The 19,818-nt window shown below is 65.4% G+C and carries 14 protein-coding genes and 1 tRNA gene; 8 read left to right on the plus strand and 7 right to left on the minus strand.

Going from position 1 to position 19,818, the window contains the following annotated elements; translation table 11 throughout:
• Window positions 1–51: 51 nt before the first annotated feature.
• The gene (locus AC3WT0_RS03330) at window positions 52–1,491 is read right to left on the minus strand and encodes an 8'-apo-carotenoid 13,14-cleaving dioxygenase (protein WP_492751448.1); all 1,440 of its coding nucleotides are present in this window, start codon (window positions 1,489–1,491) and stop codon (window positions 52–54) included.
• Window positions 1,492–1,541: 50 nt separating this feature from the next.
• On the opposite strand from AC3WT0_RS03330, the gene AC3WT0_RS03335 reads away from it, so the two are divergent.
• From AC3WT0_RS03335 to AC3WT0_RS03360, 6 genes are all read left to right on the plus strand, one after another.
• On the plus strand, window positions 1,542–2,138 hold the full coding sequence (locus tag AC3WT0_RS03335) for a TetR/AcrR family transcriptional regulator (protein WP_492751449.1): 597 nt from the start codon (window positions 1,542–1,544) through the stop codon (window positions 2,136–2,138).
• Window positions 2,139–2,374: 236 nt separating this feature from the next.
• Window positions 2,375–6,535: a DNA-directed RNA polymerase subunit beta gene (rpoB, locus tag AC3WT0_RS03340; RefSeq protein ID WP_492751450.1), complete on the plus strand. Its 4,161-nt coding sequence runs from the start codon at window positions 2,375–2,377 to the stop codon at window positions 6,533–6,535.
• Window positions 6,536–6,612: 77 nt separating this feature from the next.
• Window positions 6,613–10,866: a DNA-directed RNA polymerase subunit beta' gene (gene rpoC / locus AC3WT0_RS03345; protein WP_492751452.1), complete on the plus strand. Its 4,254-nt coding sequence runs from the start codon at window positions 6,613–6,615 to the stop codon at window positions 10,864–10,866.
• Window positions 10,867–11,072: 206 nt separating this feature from the next.
• Window positions 11,073–11,765 carry a PEPxxWA-CTERM sorting domain-containing protein gene (locus AC3WT0_RS03350; protein WP_492751453.1) on the plus strand — a complete coding sequence of 231 codons (693 nt, stop codon included), beginning with the start codon at window positions 11,073–11,075 and terminating at the stop codon, window positions 11,763–11,765.
• 125 nt (window positions 11,766–11,890) lie between these two features.
• Window positions 11,891–13,072 carry a glycosyltransferase family 4 protein gene (locus AC3WT0_RS03355; RefSeq protein WP_492751454.1) on the plus strand — a complete coding sequence of 394 codons (1,182 nt, stop codon included), beginning with the start codon at window positions 11,891–11,893 and terminating at the stop codon, window positions 13,070–13,072.
• A 161-nt stretch (window positions 13,073–13,233) separates the two neighbouring features.
• Complete coding sequence (locus AC3WT0_RS03360) at window positions 13,234–13,821, plus strand: PEPxxWA-CTERM sorting domain-containing protein (protein ID WP_492751456.1); 588 nt, start codon at window positions 13,234–13,236, stop codon at window positions 13,819–13,821.
• Window positions 13,822–13,869: 48 nt separating this feature from the next.
• On the opposite strand, the gene AC3WT0_RS03365 is transcribed toward AC3WT0_RS03360, so the two are convergent.
• From AC3WT0_RS03365 to AC3WT0_RS03385, 5 genes are all read right to left on the minus strand, one after another.
• A tRNA-Thr gene (locus AC3WT0_RS03365) sits at window positions 13,870–13,944 on the minus strand.
• A gap of 16 nt (window positions 13,945–13,960) precedes the next feature.
• Window positions 13,961–14,833, minus strand: coding sequence for a hypothetical protein (locus AC3WT0_RS03370; protein WP_492751457.1), 873 nt, complete (start codon window positions 14,831–14,833; stop codon window positions 13,961–13,963).
• The gene (locus AC3WT0_RS03375; protein WP_492751459.1) at window positions 14,830–15,177 is read right to left on the minus strand and encodes an MmcQ/YjbR family DNA-binding protein; all 348 of its coding nucleotides are present in this window, start codon (window positions 15,175–15,177) and stop codon (window positions 14,830–14,832) included. Before AC3WT0_RS03375 ends, AC3WT0_RS03370 begins: the two co-directional genes overlap by 4 nt.
• Complete coding sequence (locus AC3WT0_RS03380; protein WP_492751460.1) at window positions 15,174–16,559, minus strand: serine hydrolase domain-containing protein; 1,386 nt, start codon at window positions 16,557–16,559, stop codon at window positions 15,174–15,176. Before AC3WT0_RS03380 ends, AC3WT0_RS03375 begins: the two co-directional genes overlap by 4 nt.
• The gene (locus AC3WT0_RS03385; RefSeq protein ID WP_492751461.1) at window positions 16,540–17,850 is read right to left on the minus strand and encodes a replication-associated recombination protein A; all 1,311 of its coding nucleotides are present in this window, start codon (window positions 17,848–17,850) and stop codon (window positions 16,540–16,542) included. The genes AC3WT0_RS03380 and AC3WT0_RS03385 overlap by 20 nt, the downstream gene beginning before the upstream one ends.
• Before the next feature lie 115 nt (window positions 17,851–17,965).
• On the opposite strand from AC3WT0_RS03385, the gene AC3WT0_RS03390 reads away from it, so the two are divergent.
• Together AC3WT0_RS03390 and AC3WT0_RS03395 are read left to right on the plus strand one after the other, a co-directional pair.
• Window positions 17,966–18,523 carry a PadR family transcriptional regulator gene (locus AC3WT0_RS03390; RefSeq protein WP_492751463.1) on the plus strand — a complete coding sequence of 186 codons (558 nt, stop codon included), beginning with the start codon at window positions 17,966–17,968 and terminating at the stop codon, window positions 18,521–18,523.
• Window positions 18,520–18,819 carry a DUF2218 domain-containing protein gene (locus AC3WT0_RS03395; protein WP_492751464.1) on the plus strand — a complete coding sequence of 100 codons (300 nt, stop codon included), beginning with the start codon at window positions 18,520–18,522 and terminating at the stop codon, window positions 18,817–18,819. The genes AC3WT0_RS03390 and AC3WT0_RS03395 overlap by 4 nt, the downstream gene beginning before the upstream one ends.
• A 2-nt stretch (window positions 18,820–18,821) precedes the next feature.
• On the opposite strand, the gene AC3WT0_RS03400 is transcribed toward AC3WT0_RS03395, so the two are convergent.
• Complete coding sequence (locus AC3WT0_RS03400) at window positions 18,822–19,808, minus strand: quinone oxidoreductase family protein (protein ID WP_492751465.1); 987 nt, start codon at window positions 19,806–19,808, stop codon at window positions 18,822–18,824.
• Between the last annotated feature and the right edge of the window lie 10 nt (window positions 19,809–19,818).

Consider the following 19,818-nt stretch of genomic DNA (forward strand, 5'->3'; position numbering starts at 1 on the left):
TGCGTCCGGCCGTTCGCCTTCATCGGCCAGTTGACGAAATCGGGGTGCCGATCAGGCCGGAACCCAGTTGCCGTGGAAGCCCGGCGGCACGCGGTGGGGGATATGGATGACTGCCTGCGGATCGCCTTCGAAATCGTCGGCATTGAGGATCTGCAGCTCGGTCGTCTCGCGGTTCATGTCGATGACGAGGCCGATCAGCCAGCCGTCATCTTCTGCCTCGCCGCCCGGGCGTTCGACGAAGACGAACTCGCCGGGATGACGGCCAGGACCGAAATCGTGGATCGCGACCTCGCCGCTTTCCACGTCGGTGCGGAGCAGCCTCGTATCGTTGATCGACAGTTCGCCGGCCACGCCATTGGGAAGCGCCATGCTGTAGAGCCAGCGATAGGGCTTGCCCGTGCGGCGCTCGTCATAGCGCGGGAATTCCTGCGGGTGATCGTGCAGCACCTTGCGATCGACGCGGCGTGCGACGGGATCGATCGTCCAGCGCTCGAGCCGCGAAGCCGGCGAGTCAGGGCCGTTGTAGCTTTCGGCGAACATCGTCTCGTGCGCGACGACGTCCATCACCACGCGGCCGTCGGGCAGATCGAAGGCATTGCCCGGGTGGAAGACATAGCAGGGATCGACATCGCACCAGACGACGTCCTCGCCACTGTCGCCGCGCCCGAGCAGGCCGACGCGCGCCCGATGCGCCTTGTTCCAGACATAGGGGAAGCGATGCCCCGCGATCACCGACTTCATCGAGAAGGTCACGGGCAGATCGAGGATGACGACACGGCTGGCGGTGAGCGCGCAGTCATGGATGCTTGGCCCGTCGGATACCGCGATCGGCTCCTGCCGGATCACGCGCGCTTCGCTGTCGACGACGACATGCCAGACGCGATCGTGCGTCATTGCGTCATAGGTTATCGCGTGCATCTCACCGGTCAGCGGGCAATGATGCGGGTGCGCCGAGAAAGGCACGTTAAGCGTGCCGTCGAAAGGATTATGCGCGACCGTATCCAGCCCGTCGGAAAGCTCGACGGGATTGCCTCCCGCCTCGACGATCGCCCAGGTGCGGCCGGCGATGCCGACGATATTGGTATTGGCATTGTCCGAGAGCTGGCTGCGCTTGCCCGGTGCGCGCGGCTCGCCCAGCGCGTCGCTGACCGCGTTCGAGCGGATCCAGCGATTGCGATACCAGAGCGCCTTGCCGCCCTGGACGCGCACGCCATGCGCCATGCCGTCGCCGGTGAACCAGTGATAGGCAGCCGGATTGGGCGGCGTCACGGGGTTGGGCCCGATGCGGAGATAGCGGCCGTCGAGCGATGCGGGGATGCTGCCCTCGACGCGGAGATCGGCGATCGTCTCCTCACTGGTCATCGGCGTATGGATGCCGGTCAGGAAGATGTTGGGCCCGTCGTCGCGCATCCGCGAGCGATTATAGTCGGCGACTTTCTCGATACCCTTGCCGACGACCGAACGGATCGCGGTTTCGATAGTGCTTGCCATCTTCCATCTCCACTTGCGCCATGACGCGACTCGATGTTTACAGTGACAACATGAGCGAAGATGATAACAGTGTCAACATTGGGCGCAGGGCCACCTATCACCACGGCGATCTGCGCGCCGCGCTGGTCGACGCCGGGCTGGCGATGCTGGATGAAAAGCCGGTCGAGGAGATCAGCCTGCGCGAGATTGCGCGCCGCGTCGGCGTGAGCGCGACGGCGGTCTACCGGCATTTCCCCGACAAGCAGGCGCTGCTTTCCGCCATGGCGCATGAGGGTATGGAGGCGCTCGGCCGCGCGCAGCGGGTGGCGCACGAGGCGGCCGGCGGCGGCGGTACGGGTTTCGCCGCGAGCGGCGCGACCTATGTCCGCTTCGCGGTCGAGAACCCGGCATTGTTCCGCCTCGTCTTCACCTCTGCCCCCACGGTATCGCTGGTCGACCTGACGCCCGACAAGATGGGTACGGCAATGCGTGGCCTGCGCGACGATATCGCCCGCCTTCTCCCCCCCGACCTTCCCGAAGCCGAACGGCGCGCCGCCGCGCTTCACGCATGGTCGCTGGTTCACGGACTAGCTATGCTGATCCTCGACGGACAGATCGCCTATGATGCAGCCGAGGTCGAACGGATCATCCATGCATTTCCGAGCTGACGAAATTTAGTGTCCCTCCCCCATTTGACACTTCACGACCCCAATCCTATATCCGGCCCATCACCACAGCCTCTCGGGACATGGGACGCCGTCGCGCAGCGGCCCGCAAGAATGGATTGGCTGGGGTTTCGAGACGCCAGGAGCTGCAGTTTTCCTTGATCGCCTGATCGGAAAGCCTGCGGCTTTTTGCGTCTTTCTGCGTGCCCGATATTCGAACCACGAGGCGAATCACACCCATGGCGACCAAGGCAGTTTCCGCCCCCCAGAGCAGCGGCACCGCGAAGCGGCGCATCCGCAAGGTCTTCGGCAACATCCACGAAGTGGTGCAGATGCCGAACCTGATCGAGGTCCAGCGCGAGAGCTATGAGCAGTTCCTGCGTTCCGACCCTGCCGTCGGCTATGTCTCCGGGCTGGAAAAGACCCTGCGTTCGGTCTTCCCGATCCGCGACTTCGCCGGCACCGCCGAGCTGGACTTCGTCCATTACGAGCTGGAATCGCCCAAGTTCGACGTCGAGGAATGCCGTCAGCGCGGCATCACCTATGCCGCCCCGATGCGCGTCACGCTGCGCCTGATCGTGTTCGAGGTGGATCCCGATACGGAAACCCGTTCGGTCCTCGATATCAAGGAGCAGGACGTCTACATGGGCGACATGCCGCTCATGACCGAGAACGGCACCTTCTTCATCAACGGCACCGAGCGCGTCATCGTCTCGCAGATGCACCGTTCGCCGGGCGTGCTGTTCGATCACGACCGCGGCAAGACCCATGCGTCGGGCAAATATCTCTTCGCCGCGCGCGTCATCCCCTATCGCGGTTCGTGGCTGGACTTCGAGTTCGACGCCAAGGACATCGTCAACGTCCGCATCGACCGCAAGCGCAAGCTGCCGGTCACGGCGCTGCTCTATGCCCTCGGCCTGAACAGCGAGGAAATCCTCAACCACTTCTACAAGACGGTCACCTGGATCCGCGGCGAAGGCGGCTGGCAGGTGCCTTACATCGCCGAGAACTGGCGCGGCCAGAAGCCGCTGTTCGACGTGGTCGACGGCAAGTCGGGCGAAGTGATCTTCCCCGCGGGCCAGAAGGTCAGCCCGCGCGCCGCCAACAAGGCGGCCAAGGACGGCCTCGAGACGCTGCTGATCCCGACCGAGGAAATCTTCGGCCGCTATTCGGCGCTCGACCTGATCAACGAGGCAACGGGCGAGATCTATATCGAGGCGGGTGACGAGGTTTCGGCCGACAATCTCGAGGCGCTCGACAAGGCGGGCATCGACCGTCTGGAGCTGCTCGACATCGACCATGTCAACACCGGCCCGTGGATCCGCAACACGCTGAAGGCCGACAAGGCCGAGGACCGCGACCATGCGCTGTCCGACATCTACCGCGTCATGCGCCCCGGCGAGCCGCCGACGCGCGAGACGGCGGAAGCGCTGTTTGCCGGCCTGTTCTTCGATCCCGAGCGCTATGACCTTTCGGCCGTCGGCCGCGTGAAGCTCAACATGCGCCTCGACCTCGACGCGCCGGATACGGTCACGACGCTGCGCACCGAGGATATCCTCGCCGTGGTCAAGACCCTCGTCGACCTGAAGGACGGCAAGGGCGAGATCGACGACATCGACAATCTCGGCAACCGCCGTGTGCGCTCGGTGGGCGAGCTGCTCGAGAACCAGTATCGCGTCGGCCTGCTCCGCATGGAACGCGCGGTGAAGGAGCGCATGAGCTCGGTCGACGTGTCGACCGTCATGCCCAACGACCTGATCAACGCGAAGCCCGCGGTCGCCGCGGTGCGCGAGTTCTTCGGCTCGTCGCAGCTATCGCAGTTCATGGACCAGACCAACCCGCTCTCCGAAGTGACGCACAAGCGTCGCGTCTCGGCGCTCGGGCCGGGCGGCCTCACCCGCGAGCGCGCGGGCTTCGAGGTCCGCGACGTCCATCCGACCCACTATGGCCGCATCTGCCCGATCGAAACGCCGGAAGGCCCGAACATCGGCCTGATCAACTCGCTGTCGACCTTCGCGCGCGTCAACAAGTACGGCTTCATCGAGACGCCGTATCGCAAGGTCATCGACGGCAAGGTGACCAACGAGGTCGTCTATCTGTCGGCGATGGAAGAGCAGAAGCATACCGTCGCGCAGGCTTCGGCCGAGACGGACGCCGAAGGCCGCTTCACCGAGGAACTGGTCTCGGCGCGTCAGGCGGGCGAGTTCCTGATGGCGCTGCCCGACCAGATCACGCTGATGGACGTCAGCCCCAAGCAGCTGGTGTCGGTCGCGGCCTCGCTCATTCCCTTCCTGGAGAATGACGACGCCAACCGCGCGCTCATGGGCTCGAACATGCAGCGCCAGGCGGTGCCGCTGGTCAAGGCCGAGGCGCCGTTCGTCGGCACCGGCATGGAAGAGACGGTTGCGCGCGATTCGGGCGCCGCCATCTCGGCCCGCCGCGCCGGCATCGTCGACCAGGTCGATGCGTCGCGCATCGTCATCCGCGCGACCGGCGAAGTCGATGCCGGCAAGTCGGGCGTCGACATCTACACGCTGATGAAGTTCCAGCGTTCCAACCAGTCGACGTGCATCAACCAGCGTCCGCTGGTGAAGGTGGGCGACGTGGTCAATGTCGGCGACGTCATCGCCGACGGCCCGTCGACCGAGCTGGGCGAACTGGCGCTGGGCCGCAACAGCCTCGTCGCGTTCATGCCCTGGAACGGCTACAACTATGAGGACTCGATCCTCATTTCCGAGCGCATCGTGAAGGACGACGTATTCACGTCGATCCATATCGACGAGTTCGAGGTGATGGCCCGCGACACCAAGCTGGGGCCGGAGGACATCACCCGCGACATCCCGAACGTCGGCGAGGAAGCGCTGCGCAACCTCGACGAGGCGGGCATCGTCTATATCGGTGCCGAGGTGGAGCCGGGCGACATCCTGGTCGGCAAGATCACCCCCAAGGGTGAATCGCCGATGACCCCGGAAGAAAAGCTGCTTCGCGCGATCTTCGGCGAAAAGGCGAGCGACGTGCGCGACACCTCGCTGCGTCTGCCCCCGGGCGTCGCCGGCACGATCGTCGACGTGCGCGTGTTCAACCGCCACGGCATCGACAAGGACGAGCGCGCGATGGCGATCGAGCGCGAGGAGATCGACCGCCTTGCCAAGGACCGCGAGGACGAGCGCGGCATCCTCAACCGCGCCACCTGGTCGCGGCTGAAGGACATGCTGATCGGCCAGGTCGCGGCATCGGCGCCGAAGGGCATCAAGAAGGGCAGTGACATCACCGAGGAGCTTCTCGGCGAAGTCGAGCGCCACGAGTGGTGGAAGTTCGCCGTCGCCGACGACGCGCGTCAGGCCGACCTTGAGGCGGTGAAGGCGCAGTATGACGAGGCGGTGAAGCTGATCAACGAGAAGTTCGAGGATCGGCGCGAGAAGCTGGAGCGCGGCGACGAGCTGCCCCCCGGCGTGCTCAAGATGGTCAAGGTATTCGTCGCGGTGAAGCGTAAGCTGCAACCGGGCGACAAGATGGCCGGCCGCCACGGCAACAAGGGCGTCATCAGCCGCATCCTGCCGGTCGAGGACATGCCTTTCCTTGAGGACGGCACCCCCGTCGACCTCGTGCTCAACCCGCTGGGCGTGCCTTCACGCATGAACGTCGGGCAGATCTTCGAGACCCATCTCGGCTGGGCCGCGCGCGGCCTGGGCAAGCAGGTCTCCGAGGCGCTCGACCAGTGGCGCGAAGCCAATCCGAACCCGACCGCGGGCGCGATGCCCGAGGCGGTGAAGGACCGGCTCAAGACGATCTACGGCGATCATTATGTCGCCGAGATCGAGGCGCGCGACGGCGAGCAGATCGTCGAGCTGGCCGAAAATCTGCGCTCGGGCATTCCGATGGGCACTCCGGTGTTCGACGGCGCGCGCGAAGCCGACGTTTCGGACATGCTGGAGCTAGCGGGTCTCGCAACCTCGGGCCAGTCGGACCTGTTCGACGGGCGCACGGGCGACAAGTTCGACCGCAAGGTGACCGTCGGCATCATCTACATGCTGAAGCTGCACCACCTGGTCGACGACAAGATCCACGCGCGTTCGATCGGCCCCTACTCGCTCGTCACCCAGCAGCCGCTGGGCGGCAAGGCGCAGTTCGGCGGCCAGCGCTTCGGCGAAATGGAGGTGTGGGCGCTCCAGGCCTATGGCGCCGCCTACACGCTGCAGGAGATGCTGACGGTGAAGTCCGACGACGTCGTCGGCCGCACCAAGGTCTACGAAGCGATCGTCAAGGGCGACGACACGTTCGAGGCGGGCATTCCGGAGAGCTTCAACGTTCTCGTCAAGGAAATGCGCTCGCTGGGCCTCAACGTCGAGCTGAAGAGCCTCGACGAGGAGGACGACGGTCTGGCCGAGGCGGCGGAATAAGGGTTCGGGCGCCGTCCTGACGGGCGGCGCTCCCCTTCCCTTCCGCGCAGAGATTTACCCTCCAGAGGGATAAAGAAATGAACGAACTGACCAACTTCGCCAATCCGGTGGCCAAGCCGGAGACCTTCGACCAGATCCAGATCGGCATCGCTTCCCCCGAGCGCATCCGGTCGTGGAGCTTCGGCGAGATCAAGAAGCCCGAGACGATCAACTACCGCACGTTCAAGCCCGAGCGTGACGGCCTGTTCTGCGCGCGCATCTTCGGTCCGATCAAGGACTATGAGTGCCTGTGCGGCAAGTATAAGCGCATGAAATACAAGGGCATCGTGTGCGAGAAGTGCGGCGTCGAGGTCACCGTCTCGAAGGTCCGCCGCGAGCGCATGGGCCATATCGAGCTGGCCGCGCCGGTCGCGCACATCTGGTTCCTGAAGTCGCTGCCCTCGCGCATCGGCCTGCTGCTCGACATGCAGCTCAAGCAGCTTGAGCGCGTCCTCTACTTCGAAGCCTATATCGTGATCGAGCCGGGCCTGACCCCGCTCGAGAAGTATCAGCTCCTCACCGAGGACGAGCTGCTCGAGGCGCAGGACGAATATGGCGAAGACGCCTTCTCCGCCGGCATCGGCGCCGAAGCCGTCCGCACCATGCTCGAGAGCCTCGATCTCGAGGGCGAGCGCAAGCAACTTCTGGAAGAGCTGGCGACGACCAAGTCGGAGCTGAAGCCCAAGAAGATCATCAAGCGCCTGAAGGTCGTCGAGAGCTTCATCGATTCGGGCAACCGTCCCGAATGGATGATCCTCGAGGTCATCCCGGTCATCCCGCCCGAGCTGCGCCCGCTGGTGCCGCTGGACGGCGGCCGCTTCGCGACCTCGGACCTCAACGACCTGTATCGCCGTGTCATCAACCGCAACAATCGTCTGAAGCGGCTGATGGAGCTGCGCGCGCCGGACATCATCGTGCGCAACGAAAAGCGCATGCTGCAGGAAGCCGTTGACGCGCTGTTCGACAATGGCCGTCGCGGCCGCACGATCACCGGCGCCAACAAGCGTCCGCTGAAGTCGCTGTCCGACATGCTCAAGGGCAAGCAGGGCCGCTTCCGCCAGAATCTGCTCGGCAAGCGCGTCGACTATTCGGGCCGTTCGGTCATCGTGACCGGCCCGGAACTCAAGCTGCACCAGTGCGGCCTGCCCAAGAAGATGGCGCTCGAGCTGTTCAAGCCGTTCATCTACGCCCGCCTCGACGCCAAGGGTCTGTCCATGACCCTGAAGCAGGCGAAGAAGTGGGTCGAGAAGGAGCGCAAGGAAGTCTGGGACATCCTCGACGAAGTCATTCGCGAGCACCCGGTCATGCTCAACCGCGCGCCGACGCTCCACCGCCTCGGCATCCAGGCGTTCGAGCCCGTGCTGATCGAAGGCAAGGCGATCCAGCTTCACCCGCTGGTCTGCTCGGCCTTCAACGCCGACTTCGACGGCGACCAGATGGCCGTGCACGTTCCCCTCTCGCTGGAAGCCCAGCTGGAAGCGCGCGTCCTGATGATGTCGACCAACAACATCCTGTCGCCCGCCAACGGCAAGCCGATCATCGTGCCTTCGCAGGACATGGTGCTGGGTATCTACTATCTGTCGATGGAGCGCGAAGGCGAGCCGGGCGAAGGCATGCTGCTGTCGGACATGCAGGAAGTCCACCAGGCGCTCAACGCCAAGGCGGTCACCCTGCACTCGAAGATCGTCAGCCGCGTTCCGCAGACCGACGAGGCTGGCAACAGCTATATGAAGCGCGTGGAGACCACGCCGGGCCGCATGCTGATCGGCGAGACGCTGCCGAAGAGCCACAAGGTGCCGTTCGAGACCGTCAACCGCCTCCTCACCAAGAAGGACGTGGGCGACGTGATCGACGAGGTCTATCGCCACACCGGCCAGAAGGAGACCGTGCTGTTCGCCGACGCCATCATGGCGCTGGGCTTCCGCCACGCGTTCCAGGCCGGCATCTCGTTCGGCAAGGACGACATGATCATCCCGGGCAGCAAGGAAAAGCTGGTCGACGAGACCCGCGCGCTCGTGAAGGATTATGAGCAGCAGTATCAGGACGGCCTGATCACCCAGCAGGAAAAGTACAACAAGGTGATCGACGCCTGGTCGCGTTGCGGCGATCAGGTCGCCAACGCGATGATGGATGAGATCAAGGCGATGCCGAAGCAGGCCGACGGCCGCCTCGCCCCGATCAACTCGATCTACATGATGGCCCACTCCGGTGCGCGTGGTTCGCAGGCGCAGATGAAGCAGCTTGCCGGCATGCGCGGCCTGATGGCCAAGCCGTCGGGCGAGATCATCGAAACGCCGATCATCTCGAACTTCAAGGAAGGCCTCACCGTTCTCGAGTATTTCAACTCGACGCACGGTGCGCGTAAGGGCCTGGCCGATACCGCGCTCAAGACGGCGAACTCGGGTTACCTGACCCGCCGTCTGGTCGACGTGTCGCAGGACTGCGTCGTGATCGAGGAAGATTGCGGCACCGAACGTGCGCTGGACATGAAGGCGATCGTCCAGGGCGGCGCCACCATCGCCAGCCTTGCCGAGCGCATCCTGGGCCGCACCACGGCCGAGGACGTCATCGACAGCAAGACGGGCGAAGTCGTGATCGCCGAGGGCACGCTCCTCGACGAGCCGATGGTCGCGCTGATCGAGGCGATCGGCACCCAGTCGGTCAAGATCCGCTCGCCGCTGATCTGCGAGAGCAAGCAGGGCGTGTGCGCCAAGTGCTACGGGCGCGACCTTGCCCGCGGTACGCCGGTGAACATCGGCGAGGCCGTCGGCGTCATCGCGGCGCAGTCGATCGGCGAGCCGGGCACCCAGCTGACCATGCGCACCTTCCACATCGGTGGCGCGGCGCAGCTCAACGAGCAGTCGAACCTCGACGCGCCGGCCGACGGCAAGGTCGAGTTCCGCGACCTGCGCGTGATCGAGGACCAGCGCGGCCGTCGCGTCGTGCTGAGCCGTTCGGGCGAGCTGGCGATCATCGACATGGACGGGCGCGAACGGGCGGTGCACCGCATCCCCTATGGCGCCTATCTGATGTTCGACGACGGCCATATCGTCTCGAAGGGCGATCGCATGGCCGAGTGGGATCCCTTCACCATGCCGGTGATCACCGAGAACCCCGGCATCGTGAAGTATCAGGACCTGATCGAAGGCAAGACGCTGGTCGAGCAGACCGATGAGGCGACCGGCATCGCGCAGCGCGTGGTGATCGAATATCGCGCCCCGTCGAAGAGCAAGGAAGACCTTCGTCCCCGCATCACCCTGCTCGACGAGGGCTCGGGCGAAACCGCGCGCTACATGCTGGCGCCCGGTGCGATGCTGTCGGTCGAGGACGGCGCCTCGGTGCAGGCCGGCGACGTGCTGGCCCGCGTCAGCCGCGAAGCCGCCAAGACCCGCGACATCACGGGCGGTCTGCCGCGCGTGGCCGAGCTGTTCGAAGCGCGCAAGCCGAAGGAAAACGCGATCATCGCGAAGGTCTCCGGCCGCGTCGAGTTCGGCAAGGACTATAAAGCCAAGCGCAAGATCGGCATCCGTCCGGACGATGGTGGCGAGCTGGTCGAATATCTCGTGCCCAAGTCGAAGGTGATCGACGTTCAGGAAGGCGACTACGTGAAGCGTGGCGACAACCTGATCGGCGGCTCGCCCGATCCGCACGACATCCTGGAAGTCCTCGGCATCGAGGCTCTGGCCGAATATCTCGTGTCGGAGATTCAGGAAGTCTATCGACTGCAGGGCGTGAAGATCAACGACAAGCACATCGAGACGATCGTTCGCCAGATGCTGCAGAAGGTCGAGATCACCGAGGCGGGCGACACCACGCTCCTCCCCGGCGAGCAGGTCGACCGCGAGGAGATGGACGAGGTCAACGCGAAGCTCGAGCCCGGCCAGCAGCCGGCGTTCGGCAAGCCGGTGCTCCTCGGCATCACCAAGGCGTCGCTACAGACCCGCAGCTTCATCTCGGCCGCGTCTTTCCAGGAGACGACCCGCGTCCTCACCGAGGCCGCCGTCCAGGGCAAGCGCGACACGCTGATGGGCCTGAAGGAGAATGTCATCGTCGGCCGCCTCATCCCGGCGGGCACCGGCGCGGGCATGAACCGTCTGCGCGTCACCGCCAGCAGCCGCGACGCCGCCCTGCGCGCTTCGCAGCGTGCCTGGCAGACCGCACTCGTCGCCCCCAACTCGGCGGCGGAAGAGCATGCGGCCGAGCTGCGTCGTCCGGTCGAGGACGATACCGGCAATGACGCGCTGGCAGCGGTGGTTGCCGAAACCAATGGCGAGGACGGCGCCGAGGAATAGGATCGGCAAGCGTCCCGACGCAAAACAAGAAGGCCCCGCCGGAGCACTCCGGCGGGGCTTTTTTTGCCGTCCCGATGTGGGGCAGCAACCACTCTTGCCGTGCGCCGCCGAAACAGTTAAATGTATCTTAATCAAGACAACCGGGTCGCTCTGGGAGTCGGCTGAACGATCGGCCGGATCACGTGATTTGCGACAGGGGTAGTCTTATGAAAATCCGTAGCTTCACTTTGCTTGCGACCGCCGCTGCGGCGATCGCTGCGGCGCCGGCCAGCGCCGACGTCATTACGCTGACATTTGAAGGCGTCGGCGATCAGGTCGCCGTCAATGATTTCTACAATGGCGGTACCGATGGTGCAGGCAATAGCGGCACCAACTATGGCATCAATTTTTCGCGAACGTCGCTCGGCATCATCGATCTGGACGCGGGCGGCTCCGGCAATTTCGCCAACGAACCATCGCCAAGCACGGTGCTTTTCTTCCTGAGCGGTGGCGCTGCGACCATGAACGTGGCCGCCGGCTTCACCACCGGCTTCTCCTTCTATTATGCCGGCAATTCGACCAATGCTGGCAGCGTGACAGTGTATGACGGGCTGAACGGCACCGGCAATGTGCTCGCGACGCTGGTCCTGACACCCAATGGCGGCCAGTGCTCGGGTGATCCCAACGGCTTCCCGTTCTGCAATTTCACCGCCTTCGGCGTCACCTTTGACGGTGTGGCCAAGTCAGTCGATTTCGGCGGTGTCGCCAACCAGATCGCTTTCGACAATGTCACGCTCGGCGCCGCGACGCCGGGTAACGGCGGCGTTCCGGAGCCGGCGACCTGGGCGATGCTGATCTCGGGCTTCGGCCTGGTTGGCGGCGCCATGCGCGTGCGCCGGCGCAGCGCAGCCTTCGCCTGATCGCCCTGTGATCGCGACAAAAGGCCCTCGCCCGCCTTGCGGCGGGCGAGGGCTTTTTCGCAACGGCGCGCGCTCCATCCTTCGGCCGCTGTTCTTTTGGTTGCGGGACGGCTAACGACGCGGCGATGGATGTGTCACAACTTCGCGTCGCGCTGTTCAGCGGCAATTACAATTATGTCCGCGACGGCGCGAACCAGGCGCTCAACCGCCTTGTCGGCTATCTTCTGAAGCAGGGCGCGGCCGTGCGTGTCTATGCGCCCGTCGTCGATCAGCCCGCCTTCCCGCCGACCGGCGACCTCGTCGGCGTGCCTGCCCTGTCGGTGCCGGGCCGCACCGAATATCGTGCGCCGATGATGATCCCGCCGCGCGTGAAGCGCGACATCGCGGCCTTCGCACCCAATATCTTCCACGTCGCCAGCCCGGAGATTCTCGGGCATCGCGCGGTCGCCCTCGCCCGCTCGCACGGCATCCCGGTCGTCGCCTCTGTGCATACCCGCTTCGAGACCTATCCCCGCTATTATGGCCTCGCCTTCATGGAGCCGGTGGTCGAGGCGATATTGCGCCGTTTCTACCGCCGTTGCGACGCGATCGTCGCGCCATCCGAATCGATGGCGCAACTGCTTCGCGAGCAACGGATGAGCTTCGACGTCGGCATCTGGAGCCGCGGCGTCGATCGCAGCATCTTCAATTCGGGCCGGCGCGACATGGGTTGGCGGCGCGGCCTGGGCATTCGCGACGACGAGGTGGCGATCGGCTATGTCGGCCGGCTGGTGATGGAAAAGGGTCTCGACGTCTTTTCGGATGCGATTGACCAACTCGTCCGGCGCGGCGTGAGGCACCGCGTCCTCATAGTCGGCGACGGGCCGGCGCGCGACTGGTTCGAGCGGCGGCTCCCGCAGGCGGTGTTCGCGGGTTTCCAGGGCGGTGAGGATCTCGGCCGCGCGGTCGCCTCGATGGACATGCTGTTCAATCCCTCGGTCACCGAGACGTTCGGCAACGTCACGCTCGAGGCGATGGCGGCTGGCCTGCCCGTAATCGCTGCGATCGCCACGGGCAGCCAGAGCCTTGTGCTCGACGGGGTCAATGGCCGGCTGATCCGCCCAGGCGCGATCGAATCCTTCGCCGACGCTCTCCAATATTATTGCGAGAAACCGCAGGCGCGCGCCTCGTCGGGCCAGGCGGGCGAGAAGATCAGCGAACGCTTCGGCTGGGATCAGGTCAACCAGACGCTGGTCGACACCTATCTCCGCATCGTCCGCCAGCGCGCGACGGGCGGCAAACCGCCCATGGCGAGCCCGGTGCCCTGAGCGGAGGCGATGCCCGGCCATCGCGGGCGTCGCCATTACAGATTTGCTGCAAATCCAGAATCTTGTCTCATGACGGGACTGGTTCGTTTCGGACGTGCTTTCGCTCTGGACCTCGCGCCGGTCGAGCCGTTACCGTCGATTAACTATATCGGGGGATAACGATGAAACTCGGCCTGTTCGCAGCTTGCAGCATCGCGGCGATGTCGTGCCCGGCCTACGCGGTCACCTATACCGGCACCGCAAGTCCGACGACCGGCACATTCACGCTGCTTCTCGACCCGCCCTTCACGCCCGGTTCGACCGATCCGACCAACTGGATCATCACGGTCGACCTCGATCAGGCCCATCTGTCGACGATCTGGTTCAATTACTTCTTCGACTATGAAGTCTACAACCGCAATACCGGCATCTGGCAGTATGGCAATTCCGCATGGATCCTGGAGCATTATCAATCCACGGCTTCGGATTATAGCGGCACTTGGACTCTTCCGGGAAATGAAGTCCGGTATAGCGACACCGAAGTCAAATATCTGTACTTCACCCGCCCGTTCTTTGAGTTCGAGCTGCAAAATTTCAGCCAGCCGATCAATTACACGATAACGGTCGATTTCGCGCCGCCCGCATCCGGCGTGCCCGAGCCGACGAGCTGGGCGATGATGATCGCGGGCTTCGGGCTGGCCGGCGCCGCGTTGCGGGCACGTCGGCGGTCGGCTGCGCCGTCGGAGAACCTTTCGCTACACTTCGGATAGGCGCGATCGACAGGACGCCTGCGTCTTGCATATGTCCGTGCGGAAGACTGGTGCCGGCTGAGGGGATCGAACCCCCGACCTTCGGTTTACAAAACCGCTGCACTACCGCTGTGCTAAGCCGGCCCGCGCCCCCAATGCGTCAGACGACGCCGAAGGTCCAGCCCTCCGTGCGGGCTATTACGTCGCTCATGCCGGGTGGGTTCCAGAGCGCCGCCCGATCGGCATTGGCGCGAAGCCAGGCGGCGGAAAGAAGCGCATCGGTGCTGTGATCGTCGCTGGGGCCGCTCGCCGGATAAGGCGCGCTGCCGATCGCGGGGCGGGTAAGCGCGAGGTTCAACGCCTCGAAGCTCGTCATCTTGGTCCGTCCGCGCGCGCGGCCGCCGGCGATCGCGGCGATGCTCGTATAGATTTCGACGACGACCGGGCCGCCCTCGGGGAGCGCGTCGAACGGCCAGACCCGCACATGCCCGTCGATGCGGTGGAGCAGGCGCATCCCCGTGAGGCTCGATTTGCCGACCTGCGCCGCGCCGACGAGGTTGAGATTGCTATAAGGGTTGAGCCCCTGCGCCTGCTGCGCAAACTCGGTCACGCGCAGCCGGCCGCGCCCGGGCTCGAACAGATCGCCGACGCGACCGCCATGGCGACGGAAATGGCGCGACGCCTCGACATGATCGGCAAAGCCGCTTGCGCCCAGATCGGGTTCGTCGGCGCACAGGCGATCGACCAGTGCCCACAGCGCGCGCGCATCCGAGGGGCTTTCGGTCCAGCCGGGGAAATAGGCGCCCCGATCGACGAAGGGCAAGGCAGGCCCAAGGTCGAAGCCAATCACCATGTCGTCGCGCTGCGCCAGCACCCAATCGCAAATCTCCGCCCGCGCCCAGCCGCGACCGTGCGGCGTGACGAGCGCGGGCGCGTCCCTCCCCTCCCCGCAGACGGCAAGCGCAATGCCCTTGTGGCGCAATCCCTTCGCGCCCGACCAGTCGATTGCCGCGAAACGCGAGAAGCGGCTCATCTCGCCTTGCGCGGCTTCACCCTGGGCCGCGCCGCGTTCCAGTCCCGGGCCTGATCGATCATCGCCAGCACGCGTTCGGGATCGGCGCTGCCGTAGCGCACGAGAATAGCGGGCCAGCCTTCATAATGCGGCGTCTGCCAATAGGTGTCGGGATCGGTTTCCTTGAGCATCTCGACCACGTCGCGGTCGATGGCGAGGCAGAAGCTGCCCGGCTCGCGCCCTGGATGGACGAAGGCGCGGCCATTGCTCGCGACCTTGACCGCGGGCGCGCCATAGCTGGTCGACAGCTCCGTATCGGGAAGCCCGAGCGCATAGGCGATCACGGCTTCCCAACTGGTCGTCACGATCCGGGTTCCAGCGTCGCCAATATATCAGCGCTGAACCTGGCGATGTCGAAGCGCGCCTTGGTGGAATCGAGGCCCATGCGGACGATGACGATCTTCCGATCAGGCACGATCATCACATATTGGCCGCGATTGCCCTGTGCGGCGAAGCTGCCTTCGGGAAGCCCCTGCTGCGGCCCGAAGACCCAGAAGCTCGCGCCATAGCCGGCACTCTCTGCGGGCTGCGGCCCCGCCGGCTTGCGGACATAATCCACCCAGCCTTCGGGCAGGATGCGCTCGCCTTCCCACATCCCGTCCTGCGCGTAGAGCAGGCCCAGCCGCGCCAGATCGCGCGCCGTGGTCCAGACCTGGCTGGAGAGAATGAAATTGCCCTGCCAGTCGGTCTCCGCCACCGTCCGCGTCATACCCAGCATCTGGAAGGTCTGGAACGGGTAGGACAGCATCCGCGCGTCGCCCAGCTTTGCGCGCAGGCCGCGCACCGCCAGCAATATGTCGTTATTGGCGTAGCGGAAGCGCGACATGGGTGCAGCCTCCAGCGGCCATCCCGGCGCCTGCTCGGTCACCGTCGTGCCGCCGAAATAGATGGCGTCGGTGCGGTTGCCGGCGCTGTCGCTGTGCAGGCCGGACGCCATGCGAAGCAGCATGTCAGTGGTGATCGCGGCGCGCGGATCGCCCGGCGCCTGCCATTCGGGGATCGGCGCGGGCGCCGCAGGGTCGAGGATGCCCTCCAGCTTGGCGCGGCCGATCAGCGTGCCCGCAATGCTCTTGCCGACCGACCAGGTGCGCTGCGCGACATATTTTCCGAAGCCGTCGCGATAGTGCTCCGCGACGATCTTGCCGCCCTGCAGGACGACCACGGCGGTGGTGGCGTTGTCCGCGCCATAGGTCGCCCTGTCGAAGGCCGTCGCGACCAGCTTGTCGAGCGCGGCCTCGTCACCCTTGGGTGGTGCGCTGGCATTCTGCTCGCCCATCGGCCAGGGGCGGAAATCGCGCGGGCCATTGTCGAGCACGATGAGCTGCGGCACGCGCCGCGCGGTCTCGGCCGTCGCGCCGATCGGCAGCGTCGAGCAGCCGACGAGCGGGCGATAGACCGCGATGCGCGGCGGCAGCTTGTCGTCGAACGCCACCGATACGGTCTTGGCGTTGCGATCGATCGATGCCTTCAGCGTCGGTATGATGGGCTCGAGCTCGGGATAGATGCCGACCAGTTCCTCGGCCTCGATCTGCTGCTCGGTCCTGCCCGCCACGAAGATGCCGCCGCACAGGAACGCCGCCTTATAGCCTGCCGCGAGCGCGCGATCATAGGGCTTCGCGTCCTGTGCGAGCGCGGGCGCCGCCGCCAGCAATGCCGCCAGAAACAGGCTATTCGCTTTTACCCCCACGCAATCCCTCCCAATAGGCCAGCCGTTCGGCGATGCGTTTCTCGAAGCCGCGATCGACCGGCGTGTAGAAGGTCTGGGCAGCCATCCCTTCGGGCCAATAGTCGCTGCCGGAGAATCCTTCCGCCAGATCATGATCATAGGCATAGCCCTTGCCATAGCCGATGTCCTTCATCAGCTTCGTCGGGGCGTTCAATATATGCGCCGGCGGCATCAGCGATCCGGTGTCGCGCGCGCTGCGCCACGCCGCCTTCTGGGCCTTGTAGGCGGCGTTGGATTTGGGTGCGGTGGCGCAATAGAGGCACGCCTGCACGATCGCCAGCTCGCCTTCGGGCGAGCCGAGAAACTCATAGGCATCCTTGGCCGCGAGGCACTGGATCAGCGCCTGCGGATCGGCGAGGCCGATATCCTCAGACGCGAAGCGCGTGATGCGGCGGAGGACGTAGAGCGGCTCCTCCCCCGCGACGAGCATGCGGGCGAGATAATAGAGCGCAGCCTGCGGCTCTGACCCGCGCAGAGATTTATGGAGCGCGGATATGAGGTTGTAATGCCCCTCGCGATCCTTGTCGTAGACGGCGACGCGGCGGTGGAGCAGCGCCGACAGTCCGGCGGGATCGAGAGGCTGGGACAAATCGACCGAGAACAGCGTCTCGACCTGGTTGAGCAGGAAGCGCCCGTCGCCGTCCGCGCTGGCGACCAGCGCATCGCGCGCGGCGGGGGTTAGCGGCAGCGCGCGACCTTCGATCGCTTCGGCGCGATCGAGCAGGGTGCCGAGCGCGCGCGCGTCGAGCCGGTGGAGGATCAGCACCTGCGCGCGACTGAGCAACGCGGCGTTGAGCTCGAACGAAGGATTCTCGGTCGTTGCCCCCACCAGCGTGACCGTGCCGTCCTCGACATAAGGCAGGAAACCATCCTGCTGCGCGCGATTGAAGCGGTGGATCTCGTCGACGAACAGCAAGGTGCGCGCGCCTGCGCGCGCATGCTCACGCGCTGCGGCGAAGACCTTCTTGAGATCGGCGACGCCCGAAAAGACCGCCGAGATCGCCTCGAAGCGCAGCCCGACCGCATCGGCGAGCAGCCGGGCGATCGTCGTCTTACCCGTGCCCGGCGGTCCCCACAGGATCATCGACGACAGCCGCCCCGCAGCGACCATGCGCCCGATCGCACCCTCTGGCCCGGTCAGATGCTCCTGGCCGATGACCTCGGAAAGAGTCGCCGGGCGCAAGCGTTCGGCAAGCGGCGCGACGCCTGCGGTTTCGAGCGGAAGAGGATCGGGAGCGAAGAGATCTGCCATGCCGCGCCAAGATAGGCGCAGGCCGGCGATTTTGCACCGATGTTCGCGCCTCCCTTGAAGACTCATATATCACGATATATCTTAGAGTCATCGAGAGGCATCTATGGAGTATTTTATGCGCTTTGGAATGGGCTATGGAGCCTGGACCGGCGGCCCGCATTTCGGCCGCAAACATGAACGCATGCGCGAGGCGATGGAACGCCATGGCCGCCGCCGCATGTTTGAGGGTGGCGAGCTTCGCCACGTGCTGCTCAAGCTGATCGGCGATCAGCCGCGCCACGGTTATGACCTGATCCGCGAGATCGAGCAGCTGACGGGCGGCGCCTATGCCCCCTCCCCCGGCGTCATCTACCCGACGCTGACCCTGCTTCAGGATATGGGCCTGATCGAGGAAGAGAAGAGCGAAGGCGCACGCAAGCTGTTCGCGATCACCGCCGAGGGCAAGACGCATCTCACCGAGCGCGAAGCCGAGATCGAGGCGCTGTTCGAGCGGCTCGCGGCGCTGGGTGCCTGGCGCGAACGGACCGACGGCGGGCCGGTGCGCCGCGCGATGGGCAATCTCAAGACCGTGCTTCAGCAGCGCCTTAGTGCGGCGGGCGCGGACGCCGACACGCAGCACGAGATCGCCGCGCTGATCGACGAACTCGCCCAGAAGATCGAGCGCCTGAAATGAGCACGATCATCGAGGCCGCAGTGCCCACCGCCAGCGCTAGCCGCTATCTGCAGCAGCTGTGCAAGCACTGGTCGCACAAGATGGACGTCAGCTTCACACCCGAGGCGGGCGACATCGCCTTCCCCAACGGCGCGCGCGCCAGCCTGAAAGCCGGCGCGGAGACGCTCGACGTCCGCCTCGACGTGCCTGAAGATCAGGACGCCGACCGCATGGCGACCGTCGTCGCCGAACATCTGGACCGTTTCGCCTTCCGCGAAGCGCCGCTGCCCTTCGACTGGCGGCGTTCGGCAGCCTGAGTTCAGCCGAATGCGCCGACCAGCAGCACGCTCGATCCCGTGGTCTTCCGGGCCTCGAGATCGGCGTGCGCGCGGGCGGCGTCTTCGAGGCGATAGCGCTGGCCGACCCGGATCTTGACCGCACCCGATCGGATCATCGTCCACACGCGCTCGATCCCCGCCGCGCGCTCCTCGGGCGTCACATAATAGTCGAACAAGGTCGGGCGCGTGACGAACAGCGAGCCATGCGCCGCTAGCGCGCCCAGCCCGATCCCCGCGACCGGGCCGCCGGCATTGCCGTAGCTGATCAGCAACCCGCGCCGCCGCGTCGCCTTCAGCGAGGCCTCCCATGTCGACATGCCGACGCCGTCGAACACCACCGGGACGCCCTCACCTTCGGTGAGCGCGCGGACATGCCCGCCAATGTCGGGATCGTGCGCCGAAACGATATGCTCGGCGCCGGCCGCATGCGCCAGCTCGGCCTTCGCGCTGTCGCCGACCGTGCCGATGACTGTCGCACCCAACGCCTTCAGCCACTGGACTAGGATCAGCCCGACGCCGCCCGCCGCCGCGTGGACGAGCACCGGCCAGCCGGCCTCGACCTTGCCGATCCGCTCGACGAGATATTCGACCGTGCACCCCTTGAGCATCGCGGCGGCCGCCGTCTCGTCGTCGATATCGTCGGGCAGGTGGAACAGGCTCGATGCCGGCACATTGCGCGCGCTGGCATAGGCGCCGCGCGCGGGGCCGAACGTGCCGATCCGGTCGCCGACCGCAAAGCCGGTCACGCCTTCGCCTACCGCGTCGATCACGCCGACGCTTTCAGATCCCAGCCCGGCGGGGAATTGCACCGGATAGACGCCGCTGCGGTGATAGGTGTCGATGAAATTGATGCCGACGACGGTCTGGCGCAGCCGAACCTCGCCGCGCGCGGGCGCGGGCAGATCGACGTCGCGCCATTCGATGACTTCGGGTCCGCCGGTCCGCTCGATCACCGCCACGCGCGCCATGTGCAATCTC

It is taken from the genome of Sphingomonas sp. EU05-FHT14C10 (genome assembly GCF_058790595.1).

What these genes read in the sequence shown, in the direction of transcription:
- AC3WT0_RS03330 (WP_492751448.1), bottom strand. Translation starts at nt 1,491, where the DNA reads ATGGCAAGCACTATCGAAACCGCGATCCGTTCGGTCGTCGGCAAGGGT.
- AC3WT0_RS03335 (WP_492751449.1), top strand. Translation starts at nt 1,542, where the DNA reads ATGAGCGAAGATGATAACAGTGTCAACATTGGGCGCAGGGCCACCTAT.
- rpoB (WP_492751450.1), top strand. Translation starts at nt 2,375, where the DNA reads ATGGCGACCAAGGCAGTTTCCGCCCCCCAGAGCAGCGGCACCGCGAAG.
- rpoC (WP_492751452.1), top strand. Translation starts at nt 6,613, where the DNA reads ATGAACGAACTGACCAACTTCGCCAATCCGGTGGCCAAGCCGGAGACC.
- AC3WT0_RS03350 (WP_492751453.1), top strand. Translation starts at nt 11,073, where the DNA reads ATGAAAATCCGTAGCTTCACTTTGCTTGCGACCGCCGCTGCGGCGATC.
- AC3WT0_RS03355 (WP_492751454.1), top strand. Translation starts at nt 11,891, where the DNA reads ATGGATGTGTCACAACTTCGCGTCGCGCTGTTCAGCGGCAATTACAAT.
- AC3WT0_RS03360 (WP_492751456.1), top strand. Translation starts at nt 13,234, where the DNA reads ATGAAACTCGGCCTGTTCGCAGCTTGCAGCATCGCGGCGATGTCGTGC.
- AC3WT0_RS03370 (WP_492751457.1), bottom strand. Translation starts at nt 14,833, where the DNA reads ATGAGCCGCTTCTCGCGTTTCGCGGCAATCGACTGGTCGGGCGCGAAG.
- AC3WT0_RS03385 (WP_492751461.1), bottom strand. Translation starts at nt 17,850, where the DNA reads ATGGCAGATCTCTTCGCTCCCGATCCTCTTCCGCTCGAAACCGCAGGC.
- AC3WT0_RS03390 (WP_492751463.1), top strand. Translation starts at nt 17,966, where the DNA reads ATGCGCTTTGGAATGGGCTATGGAGCCTGGACCGGCGGCCCGCATTTC.
- AC3WT0_RS03395 (WP_492751464.1), top strand. Translation starts at nt 18,520, where the DNA reads ATGAGCACGATCATCGAGGCCGCAGTGCCCACCGCCAGCGCTAGCCGC.
- AC3WT0_RS03400 (WP_492751465.1), bottom strand. Translation starts at nt 19,808, where the DNA reads ATGGCGCGCGTGGCGGTGATCGAGCGGACCGGCGGACCCGAAGTCATC.